The 23,396-nt window shown below is 51.0% G+C and carries 19 protein-coding genes; 2 read left to right on the top strand and 17 right to left on the bottom strand.

The annotated features are described in order from the left end of the window. Positions 1 to 214: 214 nt before the first annotated feature. From R50912_RS09445 to R50912_RS09435, 3 genes are all read right to left on the bottom strand, one after another. Complete coding sequence (locus tag R50912_RS09445) at positions 215 to 793, bottom strand: hypothetical protein (protein ID WP_197073058.1); 579 nt, start codon at positions 791 to 793, stop codon at positions 215 to 217. Positions 794 to 927: 134 nt separating this feature from the next. Beyond that, complete coding sequence (locus R50912_RS09440; protein ID WP_042234243.1) at positions 928 to 2,145, bottom strand: aminotransferase-like domain-containing protein; 1,218 nt, start codon at positions 2,143 to 2,145, stop codon at positions 928 to 930. A 67-nt stretch (positions 2,146 to 2,212) separates the two neighbouring features. Beyond that, positions 2,213 to 2,869: a response regulator transcription factor gene (locus R50912_RS09435; RefSeq protein WP_042234242.1), complete on the bottom strand. Its 657-nt coding sequence runs from the start codon at positions 2,867 to 2,869 to the stop codon at positions 2,213 to 2,215. A gap of 277 nt (positions 2,870 to 3,146) precedes the next feature. On the opposite strand from R50912_RS09435, the gene R50912_RS09430 reads away from it, so the two are divergent. Next, positions 3,147 to 3,554 (top strand): hypothetical protein, encoded by a 408-nt coding sequence (locus R50912_RS09430; protein WP_042234240.1) that lies wholly within the window; start codon positions 3,147 to 3,149, stop codon positions 3,552 to 3,554. Next, entirely contained in the window at positions 3,551 to 4,618 is a 1,068-nt protein-coding gene (locus R50912_RS09425) for a phosphodiester glycosidase family protein (RefSeq protein WP_042234238.1), read from the top strand. Before R50912_RS09430 ends, R50912_RS09425 begins: the two co-directional genes overlap by 4 nt. Before the next feature lie 409 nt (positions 4,619 to 5,027). Here the strand turns inward: R50912_RS09425 and R50912_RS09420 are convergent, their stop codons facing one another. The 14 genes from R50912_RS09420 to liaF all read right to left on the bottom strand — a co-directional run bounded on the left by R50912_RS09420 (position 5,028) and on the right by liaF (position 23,209). Beyond that, the gene (locus R50912_RS09420; RefSeq protein WP_039303382.1) at positions 5,028 to 5,282 is read right to left on the bottom strand and encodes an AbrB/MazE/SpoVT family DNA-binding domain-containing protein; all 255 of its coding nucleotides are present in this window, start codon (positions 5,280 to 5,282) and stop codon (positions 5,028 to 5,030) included. 174 nt (positions 5,283 to 5,456) lie between these two features. After that, positions 5,457 to 5,921, bottom strand: coding sequence for a tRNA (uridine(34)/cytosine(34)/5-carboxymethylaminomethyluridine(34)-2'-O)-methyltransferase TrmL (trmL, locus tag R50912_RS09415; RefSeq protein ID WP_039303379.1), 465 nt, complete (start codon positions 5,919 to 5,921; stop codon positions 5,457 to 5,459). Positions 5,922 to 6,081: 160 nt separating this feature from the next. Next, positions 6,082 to 7,173, bottom strand: coding sequence for a 3-phosphoserine/phosphohydroxythreonine transaminase (gene serC / locus R50912_RS09410; protein WP_042241976.1), 1,092 nt, complete (start codon positions 7,171 to 7,173; stop codon positions 6,082 to 6,084). A gap of 106 nt (positions 7,174 to 7,279) precedes the next feature. Continuing rightward, entirely contained in the window at positions 7,280 to 8,164 is an 885-nt protein-coding gene (locus R50912_RS09405) for a hypothetical protein (RefSeq protein WP_042234236.1), read from the bottom strand. 240 nt (positions 8,165 to 8,404) lie between these two features. Continuing rightward, positions 8,405 to 11,149 (bottom strand): GH36-type glycosyl hydrolase domain-containing protein, encoded by a 2,745-nt coding sequence (locus R50912_RS09400; RefSeq protein WP_231637812.1) that lies wholly within the window; start codon positions 11,147 to 11,149, stop codon positions 8,405 to 8,407. 791 nt (positions 11,150 to 11,940) lie between these two features. Further along, entirely contained in the window at positions 11,941 to 13,365 is a 1,425-nt protein-coding gene (glnA, locus tag R50912_RS09395; protein ID WP_042135170.1) for a type I glutamate--ammonia ligase, read from the bottom strand. A 281-nt stretch (positions 13,366 to 13,646) separates the two neighbouring features. Beyond that, positions 13,647 to 14,693 (bottom strand): 3-deoxy-7-phosphoheptulonate synthase, encoded by a 1,047-nt coding sequence (gene aroF / locus R50912_RS09390; protein WP_042234235.1) that lies wholly within the window; start codon positions 14,691 to 14,693, stop codon positions 13,647 to 13,649. A 311-nt stretch (positions 14,694 to 15,004) separates the two neighbouring features. Beyond that, positions 15,005 to 15,961, bottom strand: a complete 957-nt coding sequence (locus tag R50912_RS09385) for a 4-hydroxy-3-methylbut-2-enyl diphosphate reductase (RefSeq protein WP_042234234.1) — start codon at positions 15,959 to 15,961, stop codon at positions 15,005 to 15,007. Between the two features lie 56 nt (positions 15,962 to 16,017). Further along, positions 16,018 to 17,469 (bottom strand): sensor histidine kinase, encoded by a 1,452-nt coding sequence (locus R50912_RS09380; protein WP_042234233.1) that lies wholly within the window; start codon positions 17,467 to 17,469, stop codon positions 16,018 to 16,020. A gap of 1 nt (position 17,470) precedes the next feature. After that, a complete protein-coding gene (locus R50912_RS09375; RefSeq protein WP_042135165.1) occupies positions 17,471 to 18,157 on the bottom strand; it encodes a response regulator transcription factor in 687 nt (228 codons plus the stop codon). A gap of 122 nt (positions 18,158 to 18,279) precedes the next feature. After that, positions 18,280 to 19,932 (bottom strand): S1C family serine protease, encoded by a 1,653-nt coding sequence (locus R50912_RS09370; RefSeq protein ID WP_042234232.1) that lies wholly within the window; start codon positions 19,930 to 19,932, stop codon positions 18,280 to 18,282. A gap of 470 nt (positions 19,933 to 20,402) precedes the next feature. Further along, the gene (locus tag R50912_RS09365; protein WP_042234231.1) at positions 20,403 to 21,056 is read right to left on the bottom strand and encodes a response regulator; all 654 of its coding nucleotides are present in this window, start codon (positions 21,054 to 21,056) and stop codon (positions 20,403 to 20,405) included. Then, positions 21,053 to 22,123: a HAMP domain-containing sensor histidine kinase gene (locus R50912_RS09360; protein ID WP_042234229.1), complete on the bottom strand. Its 1,071-nt coding sequence runs from the start codon at positions 22,121 to 22,123 to the stop codon at positions 21,053 to 21,055. Before R50912_RS09360 ends, R50912_RS09365 begins: the two co-directional genes overlap by 4 nt. Continuing rightward, a complete protein-coding gene (liaF, locus tag R50912_RS09355; RefSeq protein ID WP_042234227.1) occupies positions 22,124 to 23,209 on the bottom strand; it encodes a cell wall-active antibiotics response protein LiaF in 1,086 nt (361 codons plus the stop codon). It abuts the gene before it with no gap. Positions 23,210 to 23,396 lie beyond the last annotated feature (187 nt).

The raw sequence follows: 23,396 nt of genomic DNA, 5'->3' as shown, positions 1-23,396 counted from the left end.
AACAAGTTAGCGGATTCTCAGTCCGATTAAGCCTCAGAATCGGGTTTTTTCGGGAAATAAGGTCTTTTGAGTCCGCTTCACTCTGCTGAGGGTATGCTCATCTGCGCTTCCAACTGTCCAGTGCAACCTTCCTTCTGTATCCTTTGGTCAAATTGCTGCACTCCAGTATGTTCTCTATTACATCATTCCTGCTCATCGGAAACTTACAGGTGTGTTATTTCTGCTGGAGCAGAATCAATGATTGGGCTGTCTGCTCAAAATCCTTCCGGTCAAACATTCTGGCTGAGAAGATTTCAAAATGGGTGTTATCTATTTCACCATACAAATATTCCACCGTACTATCCTCTTCGCTAATCCACTTTCCTTCCAATTGCGGGGACAGCTGCACCTTCTTAACCGTTCTATTTCCGCCCGCGGGCTCCAGCTCCTCCATAGACTCAGTTATCGCCATCCGGATGAAATGAAGGGTCAACCTTTTTCCGTCCACCTTGGCCTCTTCAAAATAATCATCCGGACCGCCGCCAATCTCAGGAATATATACGTTCACCAGGCCGGCTTTTTGCGCCGCTTCCCGGATCTCCTGGAGCTGATTCCGGCTGTAGTGCAGCTTGTTGACCGGTTCCTCACATACAGGAGTATCTAAAGCCGAACGGCCCGTTTCACCAGTGCCAGAGGCTGGTCCTGCGGTTTCAGTGGGTACAGCCGCATCCGGTGGTTGCGGATTACTGCTGCATCCTCCCAGTAGCAATACTGCAATACAAGCTGCCAACCTATATGGTTTGTTTATTTTCATTTTCTTTCAGCTCCGGTTCCTTGGGTTTGAAATACATTCGACACTCAGCCCAAAAAAAGAAGGACAACCGCCCGCCATTCCATGGCAAGCAGTCATCCTTCTTCTATATCATGCTCCGGTTATTCCCGTCACTCTCAGCTCCGCGCCGTAAACTCCGATACCGCTTCACTCATCAGATTCATGCCCAGCAGCAGCTCATCCCGGCCGGGGTGGCTGAAGTTAAGCCGGATCCGGTCCGAGCCTCCGCTTACACTGCAGAGCGGTCCGGGCAGAAAGGCTACGCCTTTAGCCAATGAGACACGCAGCAGTGCCATGGCATCCAGCCCCTCCGGCAGCGACACCCAGAGGAACATCCCGCCAACCGGCATATCATAAACGCTGCTCTTCCAGGCCGGGCGCTTCAGAAGCTCGGCCATCAGCTTCAGGCGGGTGTTGTATTCCCGGTTCAGCAGGGTGATATGCTCCCGCAGATCAAAGGCGCTTACACTAAGCAGATGATGCAGCAGCCGCTGGTTCAGCGAGCTGGACTGCCAGTCCGCCATCTGCTTCGCAGCGGTCATCATCCCGATCAGTTCGCGGCTTCCCGCCGCCCAGCCCGTCCGCAGCGCCGGCGCAACCGTTTTGCTGAATGAACCGATATACAGCACATGCCCGCCCTCGCTGACATTCTCCAGCGCGTAGAGGGAAGGATATCTCAGAGATGGATGCTCATCATAACGCTGGAAATGCAGATCACCGTACGAATCATCCTCAATAATCAGCACGTTATGCGAGGTGCACAGCTCAAGGATTTCCTTGCGCCGTGCAAGGCTCCACAGCACACCGCTCGGATTGGTAAAGCTCGGCGTGGCAAACAGCATTTTGGGCCGGTGCTGGCGGATTCCGCTGCGCAGATGATCGGGCAGCAGGCCGTCCTTATCCCCCTGCACCGGAATGATCACGGCTCCCTGCATCCGTAGCGCCTGCAGAATGCCCGGAGAGGTCGGATTCTCGACCAGCACCCGGTCACCGGGATCTATATAGACTCTGGCCAGCAAATCGATGGCCTGTTGGCTTCCCGTTGTCAGAAGAACTCCGCCTTCGGCCACATTTACCCCTTTGCCTCCCAGCCAATCTCCGGTAAGCCACTCCCGCAGCGGGCCATAGCCCTCGGGATCGCCGTACTGCAGAGCTCCAGCATCTGCTGAAATCACTATCGACGCCGCTTCTGACAATAGCGGCAACGGGAATAATTCCTCCGCCGGCAGCTCTTCCGCCAGTGAGATCAGTGTGCCGCGCCGCGTCTGTTTGCGGATACTCAGCAGTGGTGATGACAACAACGTATGTGCGCGCGCAGAAAATTCATACTTCATACGCTCCCCCCTTTACCCTGGTTAAAGAATATTCCAGCCCGGACGGCATTATGTCGTTATACGGGGATTAGGCGTAGATTTGCTTCGTCTGTCTTGAGAATAGGGCGAATTTCTCGATCGCCTGTGCCCTCGTAGATACTTCCAGCTTAACATAAATCTTGCGTAGATAGTTATCGATCGAGCGGCGGCTGACTTCAATTTCCAGGGCAATCTTATCGTATGTAATCCCTTGCACAATGCGTTCCATAATAAACATCTCTGTCTGTGTCAGCTGCATTACAGCGTCCAGCCCTCTGGAAGAGGTCACCGGACGCAGCCCCTTCTCAATCCATTCAAGCGGAATGGAAAGGAAGCCTTCACGGATTCCACTAATCATCTGCAGCAGCTGATTCGGAGTCGCCGCCTTGGACAGTACTCCGCTGGCTCCAAGCTCAATCAGTGGCTGAAATATTTCTTTATCGTTCTCTTCAGTCATAATTATGAAATGGGAGCTCTGGGAGCTCTGCTTCATCTCTGGCAGAACATCCTCTACCGTTCCCTCCGGCATTTGATAATCACTGAGTACCAGGTCCGGCCCGGTATCCCGCACCATGGAAACGCATTCGCTCCAGGTGGAATACATACCTGCAACCTCCAGCTCGCCCCCTTCTTCCAGAATCAATTTTGTTCCCAACATACTTGTGGGATGACATCCCACGATGACCACCCGCCAGACTTTCATCAATGCCCAGACCTCCTGCTATCTATATAATTTACCAGAATGGAAAGCGCGATAAGCGTTTCCGGTTAACACGCAAGCAAGGAACTATGATGTCTTGTCTGTTCTTCCTACTTTTACCTTGAATACGCCCCTCAGATATTCCAATCTATAGAAATTGTATCGCAGTAGTTTAACTGGATGCAATTACTTTTTCTTGTTTTCACAAGCTCTTTCACTTTTGCGAAAATAGTAAAAGTCTGATAGAATGGGGACTTGAAAAAAAATGGCTTGAGGTGATGAAATGCAACCGCTAGCGGAATCGACCCGGGTACACTCGCGCCGGAGCGCAGAGAGAAGCGGACCTTCCGTAAAATGGTTTCTACTGTTTTGGATTTTGATGATTGCACTCGGCGTTTATGCCGTGTACAGCTACACGAACCATCTGAAAGATCAGGTGCTGAGCGAGCTTGGATCACAAAGCCAGCAGCAGCTTACCGTTTTGAAGACCGATTATGAATCCAAGATCTCCGTCCTGACCGAACAGGTGAAGGAACTGCAGAGTACCGTGCAGACCTTTAATGAATTATTGACCTTCACCAAAGATAACGCCAGCAACAAGACGGACAACAGCAACAAACTGTATACGCAATTAAGCGAGGTCAAGAAACAGCTGGATGCGCTTAAGAAAGAGATGGATCTGCTCAAATGATGACTCCTGTCAAAAGAGTAAACCGCTTCTTCATGCTCCTGACCGCGCCGCTGTTCGGACTGCTGCTCTGCCTGTGGCTGTATCAGCCGCCGCTCAACCTCAAGCTGGATACCGGGCCCTTTATTGCTGTCTCCGGCCCTGTTAGTGAGACCGCTAAGCTTAAGCAGGATCTGGCCGTAGCCAAGAGCTATGCGTCTTACACCATCAATTCGATCAGTGCCAGTGCCCTGCTGTACAAGCAGACCACGAATGCCATGAATGCGCTGGTCAATACGGCGGCAGCCCAGACTTCCCGCCCGGAGCGGATCTACAATAACCGGATTACCTCCCGGCTGGGCATACCTGCCGATGTAATTACCAGTGACAGGATTACCATTGAATTGTACCGGCTGAACCCCGGAAACTATAAAGCATACGCGCTAAAGATCAGGCTGAAAGATCCTGCCGCCATGAAGATGAGTCTGGCCGGTGACGGCACTGGCGCATCCGAGACCACCATGCAGGCCGTGAACCGCTATGGTGCATCCGCCGGCATTAACGCCGGCGGGTTCGCCGATCAGAACGGCAAACGTTATCCGCTGTCTACAACCATTGTCGGCGGCCAGTATTTGTATGGCTTCGAACCCAGCTACAAAGATCTCAGCTTCGTCGGCCTGAATAAGTCCGGGCAGCTGATCGGAGGCAAGTTCAGCAGCCGGGCACAGCTGGATCAGCTGGAGCCCGTTTTTGGCGCCACCTTCGTGCCTGTTCTGCTGAAGAATCACACCAAGACTGTGATCCCGCAGAAATGGCAGATCACGCCGAAGCGCGCACCGCGCACCGTGATCGGCAACTTCAAGGATGATCAGCTGCTCATTCTGGTGGCCGACGGTTATGACGAGAACGGCAATTCCGGGGCTACTCTGGCAGAGCTTCAGGACAAGCTGTATGACCTTGGCGTTATTGATGCCTACAATCTCGATGGAGGCGGTTCTTCCTCGCTGATCTTCCGGGGGAAGGTAATCAATAAGCCTTCTGACGGCAATTTGCGGCGTGTACCGACGAACTTCCTGTTCTTTAAGTAAGCAACTCGAAGTTCGTCAATGCCATAAATCACATTTCCATTTATTTTTGCGGAATGAAAGCGTATAATCAGATTAACGAATAACAGTCACTAACGGAGGTGCACAGCATGTCGTTCTCCCTGACTTTTTGGATCGTGACCCTGGTTTTTCTGCTGTTTCTGGCCGGCATCCTTACTTCTTCCTACAACGACGACAAGACCAAGGGCTTATGAGTCCGCTGAGCGTTTACAAAAAAAGGAGCACCGCACTGATGTGCGGCGCTCTTTTTTCTTGCTGAAACGGCACCGTCCTTGTCAAAGGACGGCAAAGCCGTTTCCATTGGCTTTCAAGAAAAGCTTTTCCAAACAGCAGCCCTGTTACAGGACGCCGTTCAGCGCTTCTCCTATGTAGACAGTAATGCTGTTTAGACTTACGCGTGTCTTGGCAATTGAGTCATTTCCGAAAGGCAGCTTGCACAAATATAACGGTCTTTATATTCGCTTACGCCTTCCATACCTCCGCAAAAGACACACTTAGGACGGTAACGCTCCAGAATGATGTGATCGCCCTGAACCAGAATTTCTACAGGGTCCCCTTCATTCATTGAATACCTTTTACGCAGGGACTTAGGCAGAACAATTCTACCCAGCTGATCTACTTTACGTACAACGCCAGCAGGTTTCATATCTAACTTACACTCTCCTGTTCAACTGATAATAGTAGCTACATAAGGTGAACATAAGAATGAGAACTCTCATTCTTATGTTCACGTTCTATACTACTTATTTCGGCACTAATTAACTATTTCGTTACTAAAATGTCGAATCCTGCTGAAAAAAATAAAAATTAATGTCAACTTTTAGAAAAGTTGCGGGAAATCCATCTGCCGGAGTGCTTCATAAACAATAATCGCTGCAGAATTAGATAAATTAAGCGACCTTACGGCTTCGCTCATCGGCATGCGCATTCTGGTTTCCTTGCCCGCTTCCAGAATATCTGCGGGCAATCCCTTGGTTTCCTTGCCGAACACAAAGAAATCACCATCCTGAAAGGTGAAATCCGTATAACGCTTCTCCGCCTTTGTCGTGGCGTAGAAGAAGCGGCCCTCCTTATACTTCTCAAGTACTTCACTGAAGGAATCATGATACTCAATGGTTACCGCATGCCAATAATCGAGTCCGGCACGTTTCAGTGTTGCATCATCTGTACGGAAACCGAGGGGACGTACGAGATGGAGATGGGTTCCTGTAGCCGCACAGGTGCGGGCAATATTGCCTGTGTTCGCCGGAATTTCCGGTTCTACCAGCACAATGTGTAATGCCATAATTCGGATGCTTCCTCTCTGTAGGGTCCTAAAGACTTACTTGGCCCTGTAATGAATTCTTGATGATGGCTCCAGATACAAGGCGGAGCCCGGAAATCCTGAGCTGCGGGCAAGAAGAAGACCCTCCGCCACCAGGCGGAAGGTCAGGAGCGTTCTTTCATTAACCTTGGGTTTGCTGGAAATGCTTCATGAAATCGACAAGCGCCTTAACGCTCTCATGAGGAACGGCATTATAGATGGAGGCACGCAAGCCGCCCACGCTACGGTGGCCCTTGAGGCCGACAAAGCCTTCCGCTTCAGAAGCTTTGATGAACTGCTTCTCCAGCTCCTCCGATTGCATCCGGAACGTTACATTCATAATGGAACGGCTGCCTTCTTCCGCAACTCCGCGGTAGAAGCCGTCACTGCCGTCGATATAGTCATAGAGGAGACCTGCTTTATCACGGTTCTTGGCTTCGGTACCGGCAAGCCCGCCCTGTTCCTCAATCCATTTTAACACTTCATTAACCATATATACAGAGAAGGATGGCGGCGTATTGTAGAGAGAGTTGTTCTTATAATGTGTATCATACCGCAGAATCGTCGGAATATTCGCAGGAGAACTGGAAATCAGCTCTTCCTTGGCGATCACTACAGTGACGCCTGAAGGTCCGAGATTCTTTTGCGCACCGGCATAGATCAGACCGAATTTGTTGATGTCGAAGGAACGGCTCAGTATGTCACTGGACATATCTGCGATCAGCGGAATAGAACCGGCATCCGGATACTCTGCATATTGTGTCCCTTCAATCGTTTCATTCGATGTAATATGCAGATAAGCGGCATTGTCCGCAGCCTTGATGCTGTCAAGCTCCGGAATCGCCAGGAACTTCTTATCCTCTGAGGATGCGGCAACATGCCCGCCGCCTGTCAGCTTGGCTTCCTTCAGGGCCTTGTCAGCCCAGCTTCCTGTCATGACATAGCTGCCGACCTGGCCTGCAGAGATGAAGTTCATCGGCACCATAGCAAACTGTGTGCTTGCTCCGCCTTGAATGAACATTACCTTGTAGCCTTGTGGATTGCCGAGGAGCGAAAGCAGGCGTTCCTGAGCTTCATTATGCACGGATTCGTATATAGCTCCGCGGTGCGACATCTCCATAATGGACATTCCGCTCTCCCGGAATTCAATAAACTCCGCTTGTGCACGTTCCAATACTGTAAGCGGCAATGCTGCCGGACCGGCATTAAAATTGTATGCTCTCTTGCTCAAAATTGCTCCCACCCTTTCTCTCCTATGAATATGGATATCGCTATGATAGCAGATAACATTAAACAGCAGCAAGTATAATTATTCACATAGGAGGTAAGCTAGACACGCTTCAAGAGGCAAAAAATTGATAGCTGCGCTTCCAACCCTTGCTGTGACGCGGTAAAATGGTGATGTCAATAAAAACTTCGGGAGAAATTACATGTTTTTCACCCCATAGAATGATCCGCTCCGCCGTGAAATCCCCGCTCTCCCGGATTCCGGCACCGCTTGGCTTATGGACGAGCTCCCAATAATAATCAGCCGCCGCGTTCTCCCAGCCCTCCAGCCGACAATAGAACGGACGGTCCGGCTCTTCCTTCCACGTAAGATTGTTACCGGACAGGCTCAGCAAATTGTCCGTATATGAGGACTCCGGTGCTGCAATCCGGAGCATGCCCGGCAGTCTCAGCTCATATTCTCCGCCGACAGCCGCACCGTTGATCCCGACAAAGTTATGAATATATTCCTCTATGCGCAGCGGCTTGTCTCCTACATTCTCAATCTCGTAGGTAATATCCAGCCGGTCCTCATTCAGCGTTATCGTCTTAATCAGCCGCATACTATAACCCCGGCACTCCATCGGCTGGACGGTGTAAGTGACCGAATGCCTGCTGAGCTCTTCATGAATGATGAAGGGAACGAGGGGATACTTCCCGAAAAAATCGTATGCTTCATCGCTCTGCTTCTGCAGCAGCCCGACCCCAGGCTTCGGGAACCACTCCCCGGCAGCTGCTTCCTCATAGCCGATTGCCCGGGAAATGGCGAACTCATTGCACAGGCCTATACCTCCGCTGCCCTGTCCCGGAACCAGACTCTCCGGCACACAAAAGGTATGTCCCCCCTGCTCCAGAGTCACTCCTGTAATAAATCCGCTCCAATCAAACCGGGTGCCGCTATATGCTCCCGGCTCTGCGATCTCCACTGTAAGTATTCCGTTTGATAGAATATGTGCCATTTAATGCCCTTCCTTTCCACTTTCTATGTTTGGCCTATGATCGATCTATGCTTGACCTATGGATTCTAAGCTTACCCGTTACGGCTGTGATTACACAAGCTTCCGGCTGCTATTTCTGCGGTTATCCTGAAGTTACACTCTTATGAGCAGCTACTGCACCATATATAGGGCATCTCATATGAAAACGCCCGCTCCCGGCGGACCGGCAGAGCAGGCGTCTTAAATTCCTATCTTCCGGCGTTACGCCAGTTCAACCTCAAGCAGATGGATTTGGCCTTCAGGGAGGGCACTCAGCAGACTACGTAAGATCATAGCCCCTTCTGAGACGCGCTGAAGCGTTACCTCAGCCCCGTTTAGCTTCACGGCATGTATTTGGTACTCTCCGTATTCAACGCTTCCTGAAGCCGTATAGACGACTTTCAGCTCACGTCCGGCAAAAATAGTTTTGATAGAAGCGCGGCCTTCGGCATCAAACTGTTCTTTAACCAGCTTCGGCTGCAGCAGCAGATCGCCCAGCCTGCCTTTGACACCAAATACCTCTGTGACCATCGTCAGCAGCATCCAGCTTGCCGAACCGGTCAGATACGTATACATCCCTCTACCCTGCTCATTGATATATTCCGGGATACCCGGGTACATCCGGCTGACCTCAAAGTTCGCGCTCAGGCTATACAGCGAATCGAGTACCTTGCGTCCTTCATTAACAAATCCGCGTTTATACAGCGCATTCCCATACATTACAGTCATATGGCTGAACATGGCTCCATTCTCTTTGTGGCCAAAAGCGAAGCCGAAGGCACGGCCTAGATTTTGCTGAATACCGCCGAAGTTGCTGTTCAGACGGTAGCCGATTTTGTCATCGAACAGATTGCGTTCCACTGCCGAGACAATGCTTGAAATCTGCTCCGGTGCAGCAGCATGACCCAGCAGCGGGAAGACCTGCCCCGTCAGCGTCATGCGGGTACCTTCAGCGAACTCACCCTCCACACGTTCCCCGTCGTTATTGTAATAGCCGTTGAACCAGCCGTCGCCATGCCCGCTTTCTACCCATTCATTGCGGCGCAGGTGATCGAAGATCCATTCTGCTTTGCGGGCCAGATCCGCTGCAACCTGTTCCAGCTTCAGCTGGACACGGATTCCGCTAACCTTATTCGGTGCTGCGCCATAGTAGCGGTCCAGCAGCCCGTGTTTGGCAGGAATAGATTCATAATTAACGGATTCGCCAAGCGAATCCAGCAGCAGCGTCATTTCTTCCGCAAGCTCCAGGGTATCTCCTCCGGTACGTTCCTTAAGCGTGATCAGCAGCCGGGAGAGATCCAGCAGATTGCTGGCATAGAAGGCTGTGAAGGTTACACTCTCCCCCCGCTGAGCAGCCATATCCAGCCCGTCATTCCAGTCAGCGCCTTCAAGCAGAATATTGTTATGCTCACCCACATTGAAGAATGGAACCAGATTCTGCAGCAGGATATGCTCCAGAATGGTGCCTGTATACACTTCACCTGCTGAAGTCTGCAGGCTGCTGCCGGCTCCAGGCTCCCATGACGTATCGCGTTCCCTGCAGCGGCTCATGAAGGAATCCCGGAAATAGGTCTGCTCCTGCAGCAGGAAGTCGAGATCACCGCTCTGATCGAGGTACAGCATCGTAGTGAGGAATGGCCATGCGCCGTGATCCATCCAGACGCGGGGAATATTATTACGGTCTGCTATGAATTCACCAGGCTGCTGCCCGATGATCGTTGCATTACTGCCGTCGATTCTGACACCGGCATAATTGTTCAGCAGCAGGCTACGCACATCAGCAGGCTCCATGATCAGCAGAGCGAGACAGTCCTGCCAGAGATCACGCCAGCCGCGGCCGCCTCTTCCATAGTCATGATAAGGCAGGAAGGAGTTACCGTACAGTCTGCGCAGCACGGGCTGCAGAGTAACCCATTTCATCCATTCATCAGCAGCATGATCTCCCGTATGGAATTCTACGGTATTCACTTTTTCCGCCCAGAAGGTCTTACTCTCCTCCAATAATGTATCAAAAGCCTCGGTTGAGCCGTACTTGGCCATCAAAGCCGGCACGCCGATTCTGTCATTCTCTATCGCAAGTACAACTACATAGGAATGGCTCTGTCCCGGAGCAAGTGTAACCTCTGCAAAACGCAGTCCGCCAAGCGCTTCATACCCTTCCTTGTGTATTCCGCCCCCTTCACCTATCTCCGGAGCCAGATTGCGCACCACCGCTTCCGGCCAGTCCAGACTTCCGCCTTCACCGATGAATTCCTCCTGCACCGGGAAGAAGCCAACCGGCTGTGCTCCGCCTTCCGCAGCACCAAACACACCGTAAGAGGTATGATTTACACGGTGCCCGCGTTCGTCGAAGGAAAGTGCTGGCTGTACCTCCACACCGTAAGCGGAAGTATAAGTCCGGTTCAGCAGCGAAGTAACATGACGGTGATCCCGCAGATCATCTGCAGAACGCGCATACAGCGGAATGGCTGCCGTCGGAGTCAGCGTGAGCTCCTTCGTGCCGCTGTTTGTCAGCACAACCTTCATCAGCTCTACTTTGTCATTGCCGCAGGGTACGAAGCTCGTGATCTGTGCTCCTAACCCCAGCTCCTTATTGTTGCGGGACACTTTATGCCATAACAGCCCGGCTTCCAGCAGAGATTCGTCAGCACCCTCGCCATATACCGCAGCATTCTGCCGGGCGGAGTCTCCCGTAGCTGACCATGCGCCTTGTCCTTCGATATATACCCAGAAATTGCGGGAAGCGCGGGAATTATGCAGATCCTCCACGGAGAGCGGCGGAGTAAGGAATGTATTATGACCTGAAGTCACCTGACCATGCAGCTTCGGGCTGACCGAGGACATCATGCCCCCCTCATTCACCAGCGGAAAATATAAAAAACTGCTCCGGTCCGGCTGCTCCAATCTGAAATCCCCATTATTGCCGGTGAAGCTCCAGCCTGATTTTATCTTGTGATCGTGATTCACTGTATTCATCCTCTCTATAATACAAAGATAGATTGCATTTTTAATCACACTTTCCGAAATCGGTTTCGTTTTTCATTATTGCATCGTTATAAATCTTTGTAAAGGTTTTTTTCATGTTCTTTGATGTGCAAAATAGTTACCATAAAAGCTGATATCACAGCCTTTTATGTGTATTTCATCAATTACGAAACCACTTTCGTTATCAGACTTATATTATATATAAATCTGGCCTAAATATAGTACAAACACGCCTGAAATTTCACATATCTGAAATACATGCGAAATGTAAACGTTATATATAATCAAGTTGAGATTTTATAGAATATAATCTATTAAATAACACGAAAAATTACGAAATCGCGACCAATCATCAGGCCATGCCAGACTGGACTCTCCACATCCCCTAAGTTAGTGAGTTGGAATGAGAATCCGTTATTTGAACAAATCCAGGGGATTCACTTGCCAAGCGGATTCAGATTCGCTTATATAAGCATCTCCCCCTCCTTTCGGGCTCGAATGAAATACATAACGGAATCTCAGTCCGTTTGGGCCTCGTTAGGAGGCTTTTTGACGAAATAGAGTCCTCTCAGTCCGCGTTAAATTACTGATGATCCTCCGCCCCAGACCGATCAGCAGCCCGGCCTTTGCAACCGCCCGTTTCCGCCAATGCCGCTATACTACAATCATTTGTGGCCATACCAGTTACTCCCGTACGAACACAACAGAAAAAGCCCCCGGAATCAAATGATCCTGGAGGCTTCTTCATCAAGCTCTATTCAAGTTAACTTATCTTATACATCAAAGTACAGGGAGTATTCATGCGGATGAACACGAATCGCAACGGCTTGCGCTTCAGAACGTTTCAGAGCGATGTAGTTATCGATGAAGTCCTTAGTGAATACGCCGCCTTCTGTAAGGAACTCGTAGTCAGCTTCCAGAGCATCAAGCGCTTCGTCCAGTGTACCTGGAACGCTGCGGATCTTCTCTTTGTCTGCATCAGACAATTCGTAGATGTTCTTGTCCAGTGGACCATAACCCATTTCTTCAGGGTTGATCTTCTTCTTGATTCCGTCCAGACCCGCCATCAGCATTGCGGAGAATGCCAGGTATGGGTTAGCCGTGGAGTCCGGTGTACGGAATTCAATACGACAGCCCTTAGGAGTTACAGCAGCTACCGGTATACGGACAGCAGCGGAACGGTTACCCTTGGAGTAAACCAGGTTGACCGGTGCTTCATAACCAGGAACCAGACGTTTGAACGAGTTGGTGCTTGGGTTAGTCAGCGCGATCAATGCAGGAGCATGATACAGGATACCGCCGATGTAGTGCAGAGCCAATTCACTCAGGTTAGCATAAGAGCCTTTTTCGTAGAACAATGGCTCGCTGCCGTTGAAGATCGACTGGTGAACGTGCATACCGCTACCGTTATCGCCGAACAGTGGCTTAGGCATGAAGGTTGCTACCTTGCCGTATTGGCGTGCAGTGTTCTGTACAATGTATTTGTAAGTTAGGAGATTGTCAGCTGTTTTCTTCAGGGTGTCAAAACGGAAGTTGATTTCCGCCTGGCCTGCAGTCGCCACTTCATGGTGATGGCGTTCGATTTCAAGGCCTGCTTCAGCAAGCAAACGGCACATTTCACTGCGGATATCCTGTTGGGAATCTACTGGAGCTACAGGCACGTATCCGCCTTTAACGCCAACTTTGAATGCCAGGTTGCCGCCTTCGTCTTTACGGCCAGTGTTCCAAGCTGCTTCTTCGGAATCTACGAAGTAGGAGGAGCTGTTCATTCCGCTCTCATAACGAACGTCATCGAAGATGAAGAACTCGGATTCAGGTGCGAAGAATGCAGCTGTACCTACACCACTGGATTGCAGGAACTCTTCAGCCTTCACAGCGATACCGCGCGGGTCACGCTCGTAACGTTCGCCATCCGGTGTGAAAATATCACACATGATGTTAAGCGTTGGGTGAGCTGTAAAAGGATCGATGTATGTAGTGCTTGGATCAGGCATCATTACCATATCCGACTCTTCAATCCCACGGAAACCTGTAATGGAAGAACCATCAAATGCTACACCATTCTCAAATGTTTCTTCTTCAACTGCGGATGCTGGCAACGAGATATGGTGAGCACGTCCACCCAAATCTACAAACCGGAAATCCACCCATTCGATATTGTTCTCCTTGATCGTCTGCAATACTTTTTCAACCGACATGCTTTATTCCTCCCCAAGTTCCGAACATTAGGCCGCTCACAGTATCAAATGTTCTTGTTTTTATTTTTTTGCTGTCGTCATTATAAATCTCAAACCTAACATCGTCAATGCTTATGTCAGGTATTTCTTACGACAATGTAAGATATTCTGACGCTTTGGTGAAAAAACTCTGTTCATCCGATTCCCATGTCACCTTTGTCCTATATTCAATAAAAATAGCCCCCTTCCTCCGCCCAAAGCGGGAGAAGAGGGCCTGTAAGAAGCTAATCCGCACTTGAAATTCAAACTACCGGGGCTGCTTCCAGTGAAGGAGAGAACTTGCGTCCGACAAGCGGGGCCAGCTTCTCAAGATCTCTAAGCAGGCTGTCGAACTGTTCCGGGAACAGAGACTGCACTCCGTCACCTGTCATTGAATTATCAGGGTCGGTGTGCATCTCGATGATCAGACCATTGGCTCCCGCAGCAACCGAAGCCTTGGCCATAGGCGCAACCAGCTCACGGCGTCCAGTGCCATGGCTTGGATCAGAAATCACCGGCAGATGGCTGAGGTTCTGCAGCACAGGAATAGCTGAGAGATCCAGCGTATTGCGTGTGTAGGTTTCAAAAGTCCGGATTCCGCGCTCACATAACATGACATCACGGTTGCCTCCGGCGAGAATGTACTCTGCTGCATTCAGCAGCTCATCGTAAGTCGCACTGAACCCGCGTTTCAGCAGGACGGGACGCCCGCAGGTTCCCAGCTTGCGCAGCAGGTCAAAGTTCTGCATGTTACGTGTGCCTACCTGCAGAATATCCGCATGCTCCGCACAGATATCTACATACTCCGGTGTCATCACTTCCGTGATGGTCAACAGGCCGTGGCGTTTACCGGCTTCAGCCATCATCGTAAGACCTTCTACACCCACACCCTGGAAGCTGTAAGGTCCGGTACGTGGCTTGAAAGCACCGCCGCGCAGCACCTGGCCGCCGGAAGCCTTAACAAGCCGTGCGATTTCATCAATCTGCTCCGGGGATTCCACGGCACAAGGGCCGCCCATAATGACGAGATTCTCTCCGCCGATCTTCACCCCGCGGATATCGATAACCGTATCCTCCGGATGGAAATCACGGCTTGCCAGCTTATAGGACTTGGTAATCTTCACGACGTTCTCGACGCCCTTCATCTGGCGCAGATGCTCGGCCAGCTTCGGCGTCACGCCGCCGACAAGACCGATCACAGTATGATCTGCTCCCCTTGAGAGATGTACCTGCAAGCCTTCTTTTTCAATTATGGCAATAATATCATTTACCTGATCCTGCGGTGTTTGGTTGGATGTAATAACGATCATATTATAGCTCCCCTTTTTGGACACTTATTCTTATAAACGGGTAGAATCAATTTAAATTTGATACTATCTCGCTACGACGCGTGTACGCTTTTAAGCACTAAAGTGATTTTACCGCAAGTTTCCGTTCCAGTCAACCCCAATAGGCTATATATAACAAAACCGCCGGAGGTAAAATCAATAACTCACTAACTTTATCACGGCACATGCTCGCAGGAGCGGCTAGCGCCCAGGAACGAGAAAAACGGCAGCATACCCGGTTACAGGCCACACTGCCGCTATACCTATTCTATAAGTTCATAATTGCTATCATGTCAGGTAGCACTCGTACTCTTGTTCTTCACAGGCGGCAGAAGCTTCGCCATATTCACCGTACGTTTGATCTCCCAGGTCTCGGGGTTCGATTCGTCATACTGCTCCAGATAATTGATAACTTCCTTGGTAATCGGCGTTGGCGTAGAAGCGCCTGAGGTTACCCCTACCTTGGTAATTCCCTTCAGCCAATCCCTATTCAGCTCAGATACATCTGAGATCCGGTGAGCCGGTACACCGGCAATTTCTTCCGACACCTGTGCCAGACGGTTAGAGTTATTACTGCGCGGATCACCGACAACAATGACCAGCTCACACTGGCCGGCCTGCTCCGCTACCGCTTCCTGGCGGACCTGGGTTGCCATACAGATCTCATTATGGACCTCGGCTCCCGGGAAGGTCTCCAGCAGTTTTTTCATAATATGCTTAATATCCCACTGGCTCATGGTGGTCTGATTCGTAATTACAATACGCGAGGAAGGGACCGAGAGACCGGCAATTTCATCTTCCTTCTCAATCAGATGGACATGCTGAGGGGCAATCCCCACCGCACCTTCCGGCTCAGGATGACCTTTCTTGCCGATGTAGATAACCTCGTAGCCCTCTTCAACCTTTTCCTTGATGAGGTCATGAGTCTTTGTTACATCGGGACAAGTGGCATCGACTGTGGTTAACCCCTTGGCCCGTGCTATCTTGCGTACCTCGGGCGACACACCATGAGCAGTGAAAATAACCGTCCCGCTTTCTATTTTATCCAAAATATCCAGACGGTTATGCCCGTCCAGCGTAATGATTCCGTCATCCTCAAAGGAGTTCGTGACATGGCTGTTATGCACAATCATGCCCAATATATAAATCGGCCGTGGCAAATCAAGATTTTGTGCGGCCTGCCGTGCCATTACCATAGCATCGACGACGCCGTAGCAATAGCCCCGGGGAGAAATTTTGATGACTTCCATGATTCACCGCTTTCTGCTGTCAATGACTGCTGTAATAGGAACCGTTTAATTATACCCTATTCCAGCGGCGGGGCAAAGAGAAGCGGCATCCAGATCACAAAAGTCGTCCCTTCCCCCTGCCGTGTGACCACCTCTACAGAACCGCCGTGCTCATCAATTATCCATTTGGCGATGGACAGCCCCAGACCGATCCCTTCGGTAATTCCTCTAGATTCATCCGCACGGTAGAAACGGTCAAAGATGTGCGGCACTTCGTCCTTATCCATCCCGATTCCGGTATCCGAGATACGGATTCCCACCTGGTTCTGATAAAAGACGGCATCCAGCGTAACCTCACCCGCAGGCGTGTATTTAAAAGCATTATCAATGAAGATGAACAACATCTGCTGCAGATAGTCCTTGTTGCCAAGAATATATTTGCCGTTCAACTGGCCCATTTCGCCCACAGACCACTCCGCCTGACGCGGCAGGAAGGAAGCACGGCGTGCTACTTCGGTCATCATCGGCTCCAGCGCTACCGGCTCTATATCAAAGGTCCGGCCTGTATCCGCTCTGGCCAGAGAGAGCATATCCGCCACCAGCCGGCTCATACGCTTGGATTCATCAGCAATATCCTTCACCGATTCAATGGAGAGCTGGCGGATTTCCGCCTCGGTCATCCGGCTGTCATCCGGCTCCATCTCCCATATCTTCTCCAGCAGATCAATATTTCCGCGAATCGTTGTAAGCGGTGTCCGCAGCTCATGCGAAGCATCCGAGACGAAGCGGCGCTGCGTGGCATAGGCCTCCTCCAGCCCCGTATAGAAGCCTTCCATCCGCCCGAGCATACTGTTCACCGTCTCAATCAGCCGCCCGATCTCATCCTGCGGTCCGTCGTATTCAATGCGCGAGCTCAGATCCGTCCCGGTCTGTATCCCGTTTGCCGCCTCAATAACCTTGCCGATCGGACTCATTGCTTTGCGGGCCAGGAACAGCCCGAAGGTGAAGGCTGCGATCAGAGTCGCAAAAGAGCCAACGAGCAGGATATTCTTCAGTCTCAGCATCAGCCGATCCTGCTCACCTGTATACGCGGCCATTTGCAGGACTGCAGCAGGATTGCCTTCATACCCCGGAATATCAACAGCCCGCTGATAGATTAAGAAAGAATTTCCTTGGTAGCTCTCTCTAACAAAGCCCTGTTGGCTGACTATAGCGGCTTGTTCCGGAATATTGAACCGAAGATCAAACGTCTTCATGTTATTATTGGGAACAATCCGCGAAATATCATATATATACAACTGTGCAAATAAATTCTGGCCTTCCAGACTTCCGCCCACATACAGATTGGAAGTTCCGTCATAATAAGTAACCGGCTGCAGTTCGATCTGATTGGCCTGATTCTTAAGACGGTCCTTCAAGTCACCGTACGTATTAATATAGACAAACCCGTAGATTAACGCGGACAGGGCCAGCAGCATTATGGCCAGAATCCCTGAATACCAGGCAGTCAGCCGCAAACGTATAGACATATTAGTCACCTCTTAGGATGTAGCCGGCTCCCCGGATCGTTTGAATCAGCCTTTTGCCGCCATGCTCTTCCGTCTTCTGGCGCAGCATTGCGATATATACCTCAAGCACATTGGATTCACCGCTGTAATCGTAACCCCAGATCTTATCCATGATGAGATCACGGGACAGCACCCGCTTCGGGTTCTGCATGAACAGATGCAGCAGTTCGAATTCCTTTGCCGTCAGCTCCAGACGTTTGCCTGCACGCGTCACTTCACGCGAATCTACATCCAGTGTGATATCCTCATAGGAAACCGCCTGGTCCGAGCCTCCGCCCTGCTCACTTTTGCGCCGGAGCAGTGCCCTTACCCGGGCAAGCAGCTCCTCCAGAGCAAACGGCTTCACCAGATAATCGTCCGCACCCAGATCGAGCCCTTTGACCCTGTGTTCAATCTCATCCTTGGCCGTCAGCATAAGTACCGGAACACTGCTTCCGCCCTCACGCAGACGGCGGCATACCTCAAACCCGTCCACTTGCGGCATCATTACATCCAGGATAACCACATCCGGATCGCTGTTCAGAACGGCACGCAGCCCATCTGCCCCGTTAGCGGCTGTTTTGACATCATACCCTTCAAAGGCAAGCCCGCGGCGCAGCATGGATATAATTTTCTCATCGTCATCAATAATTAGAATATTCGGTCGCATCAAGCAGCCCCCATTGTTCAGTTCATATATCTATATTGTATCATGAATCCGTTTACCCGCAGCCTATGCAGCAAAAACGGAAGGGTCTCCCCTTCCGCTGTACTGCTCACCGTCCGGTGTGTTTATTGCTTCTGAGTTTGAGTCGTGTCAAAATCATTTTTATTGCCGATCTTTACCGGAAGATCCAGCTTCTTACCGTCACGAACCACATTCAGTGTCACCTGATCGCCAACTTTGAGCGTCTGGATGTAAGTAATCAGATCCTGGCTGGTGGCATAGTTCGTACCGTTCACACCTGTGATGATATCGTAAGGGCGGAGGTCGGCGGTATACGCTGGAGATTTGAAGACAATCTCGGCGACTACGGAGCCTTCTTTAAGGTCAGTGCCCATTTGCTTAGCGACTTCATCGGTAATGGTCATCAGCGAAGCGCCGATGAATGGTACCGGTTCTTTCGGAATTTCCTGATTGGCTTCCAGTTTCTCTACAACTTCTTTAATGGTATTGACCGCGATAGCAAAACCGATACCCTGGGAGTCTGTGCTAACCGCCACATTCATCCCGATGACCTGACCGTTCATGTTAAGCAGCGGTCCGCCCGAGTTCCCTGGATTAATCGAAGCATCCGTCTGCAGCAAGTTCTTGTAATTGCGTGTGCCGCTTCCGTCTTCTTCATTAATATCAATACTGCGGCCCTTGGCACTCAGTACACCTGCTGTAACGGTGTGGTCAAAGCCCTGCGGGTTACCAATCGCTACGACTTCTGAACCTACCTTAATGCTGTCGGAATCACCAAGCGCCACTGTAGGGAAGTCCGTTCCTTCAATTTTGAGCACTGCCAAGTCCAGATCTTTGCTGGAGCCGAGCAATTTCGCTTCATAAGGTTTGGTATTGCCGTCAACCGTAACCTGAATGACATCTGCATTATCCACCACATGCTGGTTGGTCAGAATATAACCGTCTGAATTATAAATGAAGCCTGTGCCGATTCCGTAAGGAGTAAGCTGGGATGAATCCGAATTGTTTGATTCCGGCTGGGATTCTGAATTGGAGCCGGAAGATCCGCTGCCGCCGAACTGATCACCGAAGAAGAATTGGGAGAACGGATCGCTCATATTCGGATTACTGCTGCTTCTGCTGCTTGATTTAACCAGCGTCTCAATTTTGACAACTGCCGGTCCCACCCCATCTACTACGCTGGATACATCACCCGATCCGGTAACCAGTGCTGCTGTGGAAGTGGAAGGCGTAATGGTAGCACTTCCGTTCGCTGTCTTAGCTGCTGTATTCGTAACGGCAGCAGTAACTGCCTGATCGCCTGTGAACCAGTTGCCCCGGTCCGCCATGAACATCGAACCCGATAATACAATCATTCCTGCAAGAAAAGAAATAAGTACCGCCTTAACCGGCTTCTTCGGCTTACGGTTATACTGCCAGCCATTGCCCCCCTCAGGAGGATTGCCGCCGCGTCCGCCATTGCCGTCATATCCTGTGGTACGGAGCGAAGTGCTGTAAGGTAAAGGCTTGACCGGCTGCGGAGGTGAGATCTCTACACGCTCCGGCTCCCGGCGGTTATAGTGCTGCGGATCTTCACCATTCATCTCGTCGTTGTTCAGGGATTTGAACGGCCCATAGGAATAGTAGTAGGAAGAGCCTGCTTCGTTTGATGAATTACTGTTAGTGCTATCTTTACTGTCCCATTCCCGCTGCGGTCCCGGTTCATTATCACGATTGAAGTTGTTCTCACGATTGTAATTGTTTTTGTTATCGTCCATGTTTTCTTTCCTCCCGCGCTCTGCCGCATCCGGCAAAGTGTTATTTGTTTTCTTGTTCTTATTTTGTACTTTAAACCTTAAGGTCACATTAAAAACAATTTAAGCGGAGATAAAAGATATGAACACTTAAAAGAGAATATGAGGGAGAACCGCCGGAAACGCGGTTACTGAGGCTGTTGAGGCAATTGCCGGACGTAGAGGACATGCAAATCCCCCGGCATTATAGCGCCGGGGGTATTGAAGGTTACCGCTTCACGCATACGTACAATAGGCATGAAAATTGTACATATTGCAACTTTGCTTCCTAGATAACAGGATGTTACGGAGAATTGTTGTACGAAATACAAGAATCGTCCCGTTTAGCCGTTTGAACGAGTTGGAATGCTGCCTTTCGTACAACAATTTTCGATTATAGACGATATGTAAAGGAAAATGTTGTATTTTGCGCAGGATTCACTGGCCTGAAGGAGCTAACTCTGCGCCCAGCCCTTACGGTGGGCGTAGATGGCCAGCTGGGTGCGGTCATCCAGCTCACATTTCATCAGCAGGTTGCTGACATGCGTCTTCACCGTCTTGATGCTGATATGCAGCTCCTCGCCGATATCTTTATTGGTTTTGCCCTCAGCGATCAGCAGCAGAACTTCCTTCTCCCGCTCGGTCAAGCCGGAAGAGTCGCCCTGTACGGTACGCTGGCGGATGCCTCGGGTAAGTGCCTGCGAGACATCGCCGGTCATCACCGGCATGCCGCGGTACGCGCCTTGCAGCGCGTAGATCAGCTCTTCTGCCGAGACGGTTTTGAGCACATAGCTGACCGCCCCTGCCTCGATCGCGTCTACAACAAGATCATCCTCCAGGAAGCTGGTGAGGATGACAATTTTGAGACCCGGGAATTCGGCCAGCACTGCGCGCGTTGTCTCCGCCCCGTTCATGACCGGCATCATCAAATCCATCAGCACCAGATCCGGCAGGGCATCATGCCCCAGTTCACGCAGCATGCCTAGCGCCTTATGCCCGTTGGCTGCCTCACCTATAACTTCAAACATTGGATCAAGCATCAGATAGGTTTTGAGCCCCATCCGCACCATATCATGATCATCCACCAGCAGCACTTTAATGAGACTCATTCTGTACTCCCCCTATCAGACTCAGATTCGGCATCAACCGGCTCCGGGATGCCCTGCACAAACTTTGGTATATGTACGCGGATCGTCGTTCCCGCCCCCTTACGGCTGATAATCTCTACCTGGCCGCCGAGCTTCTCGGCACGCTCGCGCATGGTGGTAAGTCCGTAGGAGCCCTGTTTATGCTGCACCTGCTCGAAGCCCTGCCCGTCATCGCTGATGCTCAGCACAACCTGGCGCGGCACTTCACGCAGCGACAGGCTGACTACCCGTGCTCCGGCATGCTTCACGATGTTCGCCATCGACTCCTGAATAATCAGGAACAGCTGATGCTCAATCGCTTCGGACAGCTCACCCTGCAGTTCAAGCTCCTTTACCCCCTTGAGCCCGTTCTGGCGGCAGTAATCCGGGAACCATTTCTCCAGCGCCTCGAACAGATTGCGCCCCTCCAGCTCCACCGGACGCAGCTGCGCGATCAATGCCCTCATTTGCTTCTGCGCCATCTGGGACATGCTGATCAGCTGGTCCATCACCGTCTGCCCGTGCTCCGCGCTCCGTTCAAGCACTTTAGGCAGCGAAGAAGCGGACATGTGAATCGCAAAAAGCTGCTGGCTCACCGTATCATGCAGATCCCGGGCCATACGCCTCCGCTCTTCCAGTACCGCGCTCTCCGCCGCCTTTTCCTTCTCGATGACTTCCTGTTCACCCAGCTGCTGCAAAAGCTTCATCTTCTTCTCCACAGTATCCATCATAATATTGAATTCGTGATATACCCGGGCAAAAGACTGGTCTTCGCTCTCCGGCATCCGTACGGACAGATTGCCTTTGGCTACCTGAAGCATATTCAGATCCAGATGGTCGATCCGCCGCTGAATCCGCTGTCCGGCAATATAGCCGATAGTCACTGTGAAGAGCACAATGCCCAGACACAGGTACAGCCACATGCGGGTATCCACCACCCGGATATAGCCCAGGCATGTCCCGGCATACATCAGTCCGGCAGTTACTCCGCCGCTAAGCAGGAAATACACCAGCAGCATCCACTTGGTATTGCTGAAGATCGTCCCCATTTAGCCCACCGTTTTGACTTTAATGTCACCGATGAAGCAGCTGACGTTAATGCGGACTTTTTTACCTGCTTCCTTATAATAAGGCGTCTTGCACTGCACATTACTCATGAACCCGCTGCGCGACTGCTCAAGCACCTGCATATCACCAATGAACGAGCTGCCGTTAACCGATACACCAAGATTCATATCATCGGGAATATAAACCTTAATATCACCGACAAAAGCGGAAATGTTGATCTTGGTCTCACCGTAAGGAATTTGCGCATTGGTCAGATCCAGCACTGTATCCCCGATAAACTGCGAAATATTGGTTTGTTTCAGCTGGAAATGCTCGCGGCCCATATGGACATCCCCGATAAAAGCCGAGCGGTTCGTTGTTTCTTTGTCCTGCCCGGAATCCTGAAACTCCTCATGCCATTCGCCGTGGCGGCGGGCATGGCGTTCCTGACGCTCCTGGCGTCTGCGTTCATGGCGTTCCTGCTTCTCCTGCCACTTGGCATCTGACGAAGAAGAGGAGTCTCCCTGTTCTTCGTCTTCATCCTCCGTGTCTTTGTGCAGATAATCATTCCAGTCCCGCCCGCCGGCACCGGCAGATTTGCCGAACTTCTGCTCAAACTGCTCATCGAGCGTCGATTCCAGCGGTGCAGGAGGCTTCGCATCCAGCGGGCTTTTGCCCGGTTCGGGCGGATAGAAATTCGGTGGTGCCGGTGGTGCTGGAGGAACCGGCGGCGTTGTCCCCCGCGGCTTGAAAATAACAGCTAAACCGCCGCCGATCAGCATAACCGGGATCAGCATTTTGAAGAAATCGCCTGCCGAGAAGTCAAACCATTCTAAATTCCGCCCCAGGAAAAACACGCCGATGGCCAGAAAGAAAAATCCGCCAAGTGTTGCAGAGAATCTCGAATGCTCATCGTCCGGGGACAGAAAGCGTTTAACCCCTAATATAATCAGAATAACCGGCCAATACGTAGATATCATTGAACCCAAGCTGAAATCAGTGTAGCCCATCTGTCTTAGCAGGAACAGGCCTCCGAGACCGATAAGGATCAGTCCGCCGAGCACCTGGCTGGTGAACCGTCGTTTCATATGTCATTCCCCCTAGTAGTTAGTGTAACTCTCGCTTCTTCACGCTTATAGTCCTAGTCTACAGGAAGAAAGCTGCGGGGAACAGCGGCGTGAGAAGGAAACAGGCCTCAGTCTCCAGACCGAGACGGCTGGAATATTCCGTTAATTGTATGATGCCCATAAAAAAGCTGCCCTTTCAGCCCATAAT

Origin of the sequence: Paenibacillus sp. FSL R5-0912, from assembly GCF_000758605.1 — a bacterium.
Classification (GTDB): Bacteria; Bacillota; Bacilli; order Paenibacillales; family Paenibacillaceae; genus Paenibacillus_AQ.
The sequence above is the reverse complement of the archived record's forward strand: the minus strand, read 5'-3'. Positions and strand labels throughout refer to the sequence as shown.

Coding starts and splice junctions, on each gene's coding strand:
- R50912_RS09445 (WP_197073058.1), bottom strand. CDS start 793: ATGAAAATAAACAAACCATATAGGTTGGCAGCTTGTATTGCAGTATTG.
- R50912_RS09440 (WP_042234243.1), bottom strand. CDS start 2,145: ATGAAGTATGAATTTTCTGCGCGCGCACATACGTTGTTGTCATCACCA.
- R50912_RS09430 (WP_042234240.1), top strand. CDS start 3,147: ATGCAACCGCTAGCGGAATCGACCCGGGTACACTCGCGCCGGAGCGCA.
- R50912_RS09425 (WP_042234238.1), top strand. CDS start 3,551: ATGATGACTCCTGTCAAAAGAGTAAACCGCTTCTTCATGCTCCTGACC.
- R50912_RS09420 (WP_039303382.1), bottom strand. CDS start 5,282: ATGAAACCTGCTGGCGTTGTACGTAAAGTAGATCAGCTGGGTAGAATT.
- trmL (WP_039303379.1), bottom strand. CDS start 5,921: ATGGCATTACACATTGTGCTGGTAGAACCGGAAATTCCGGCGAACACA.
- R50912_RS09405 (WP_042234236.1), bottom strand. CDS start 8,164: ATGGCACATATTCTATCAAACGGAATACTTACAGTGGAGATCGCAGAG.
- glnA (WP_042135170.1), bottom strand. CDS start 13,365: ATGTCGGTTGAAAAAGTATTGCAGACGATCAAGGAGAACAATATCGAA.
- aroF (WP_042234235.1), bottom strand. CDS start 14,693: ATGATCGTTATTACATCCAACCAAACACCGCAGGATCAGGTAAATGAT.
- R50912_RS09385 (WP_042234234.1), bottom strand. CDS start 15,961: ATGGAAGTCATCAAAATTTCTCCCCGGGGCTATTGCTACGGCGTCGTC.
- R50912_RS09380 (WP_042234233.1), bottom strand. CDS start 17,469: ATGTCTATACGTTTGCGGCTGACTGCCTGGTATTCAGGGATTCTGGCC.
- R50912_RS09375 (WP_042135165.1), bottom strand. CDS start 18,157: ATGCGACCGAATATTCTAATTATTGATGACGATGAGAAAATTATATCC.
- R50912_RS09370 (WP_042234232.1), bottom strand. CDS start 19,932: ATGGACGATAACAAAAACAATTACAATCGTGAGAACAACTTCAATCGT.
- R50912_RS09365 (WP_042234231.1), bottom strand. CDS start 21,056: ATGAGTCTCATTAAAGTGCTGCTGGTGGATGATCATGATATGGTGCGG.
- R50912_RS09360 (WP_042234229.1), bottom strand. CDS start 22,123: ATGGGGACGATCTTCAGCAATACCAAGTGGATGCTGCTGGTGTATTTC.
- liaF (WP_042234227.1), bottom strand. CDS start 23,209: ATGAAACGACGGTTCACCAGCCAGGTGCTCGGCGGACTGATCCTTATC.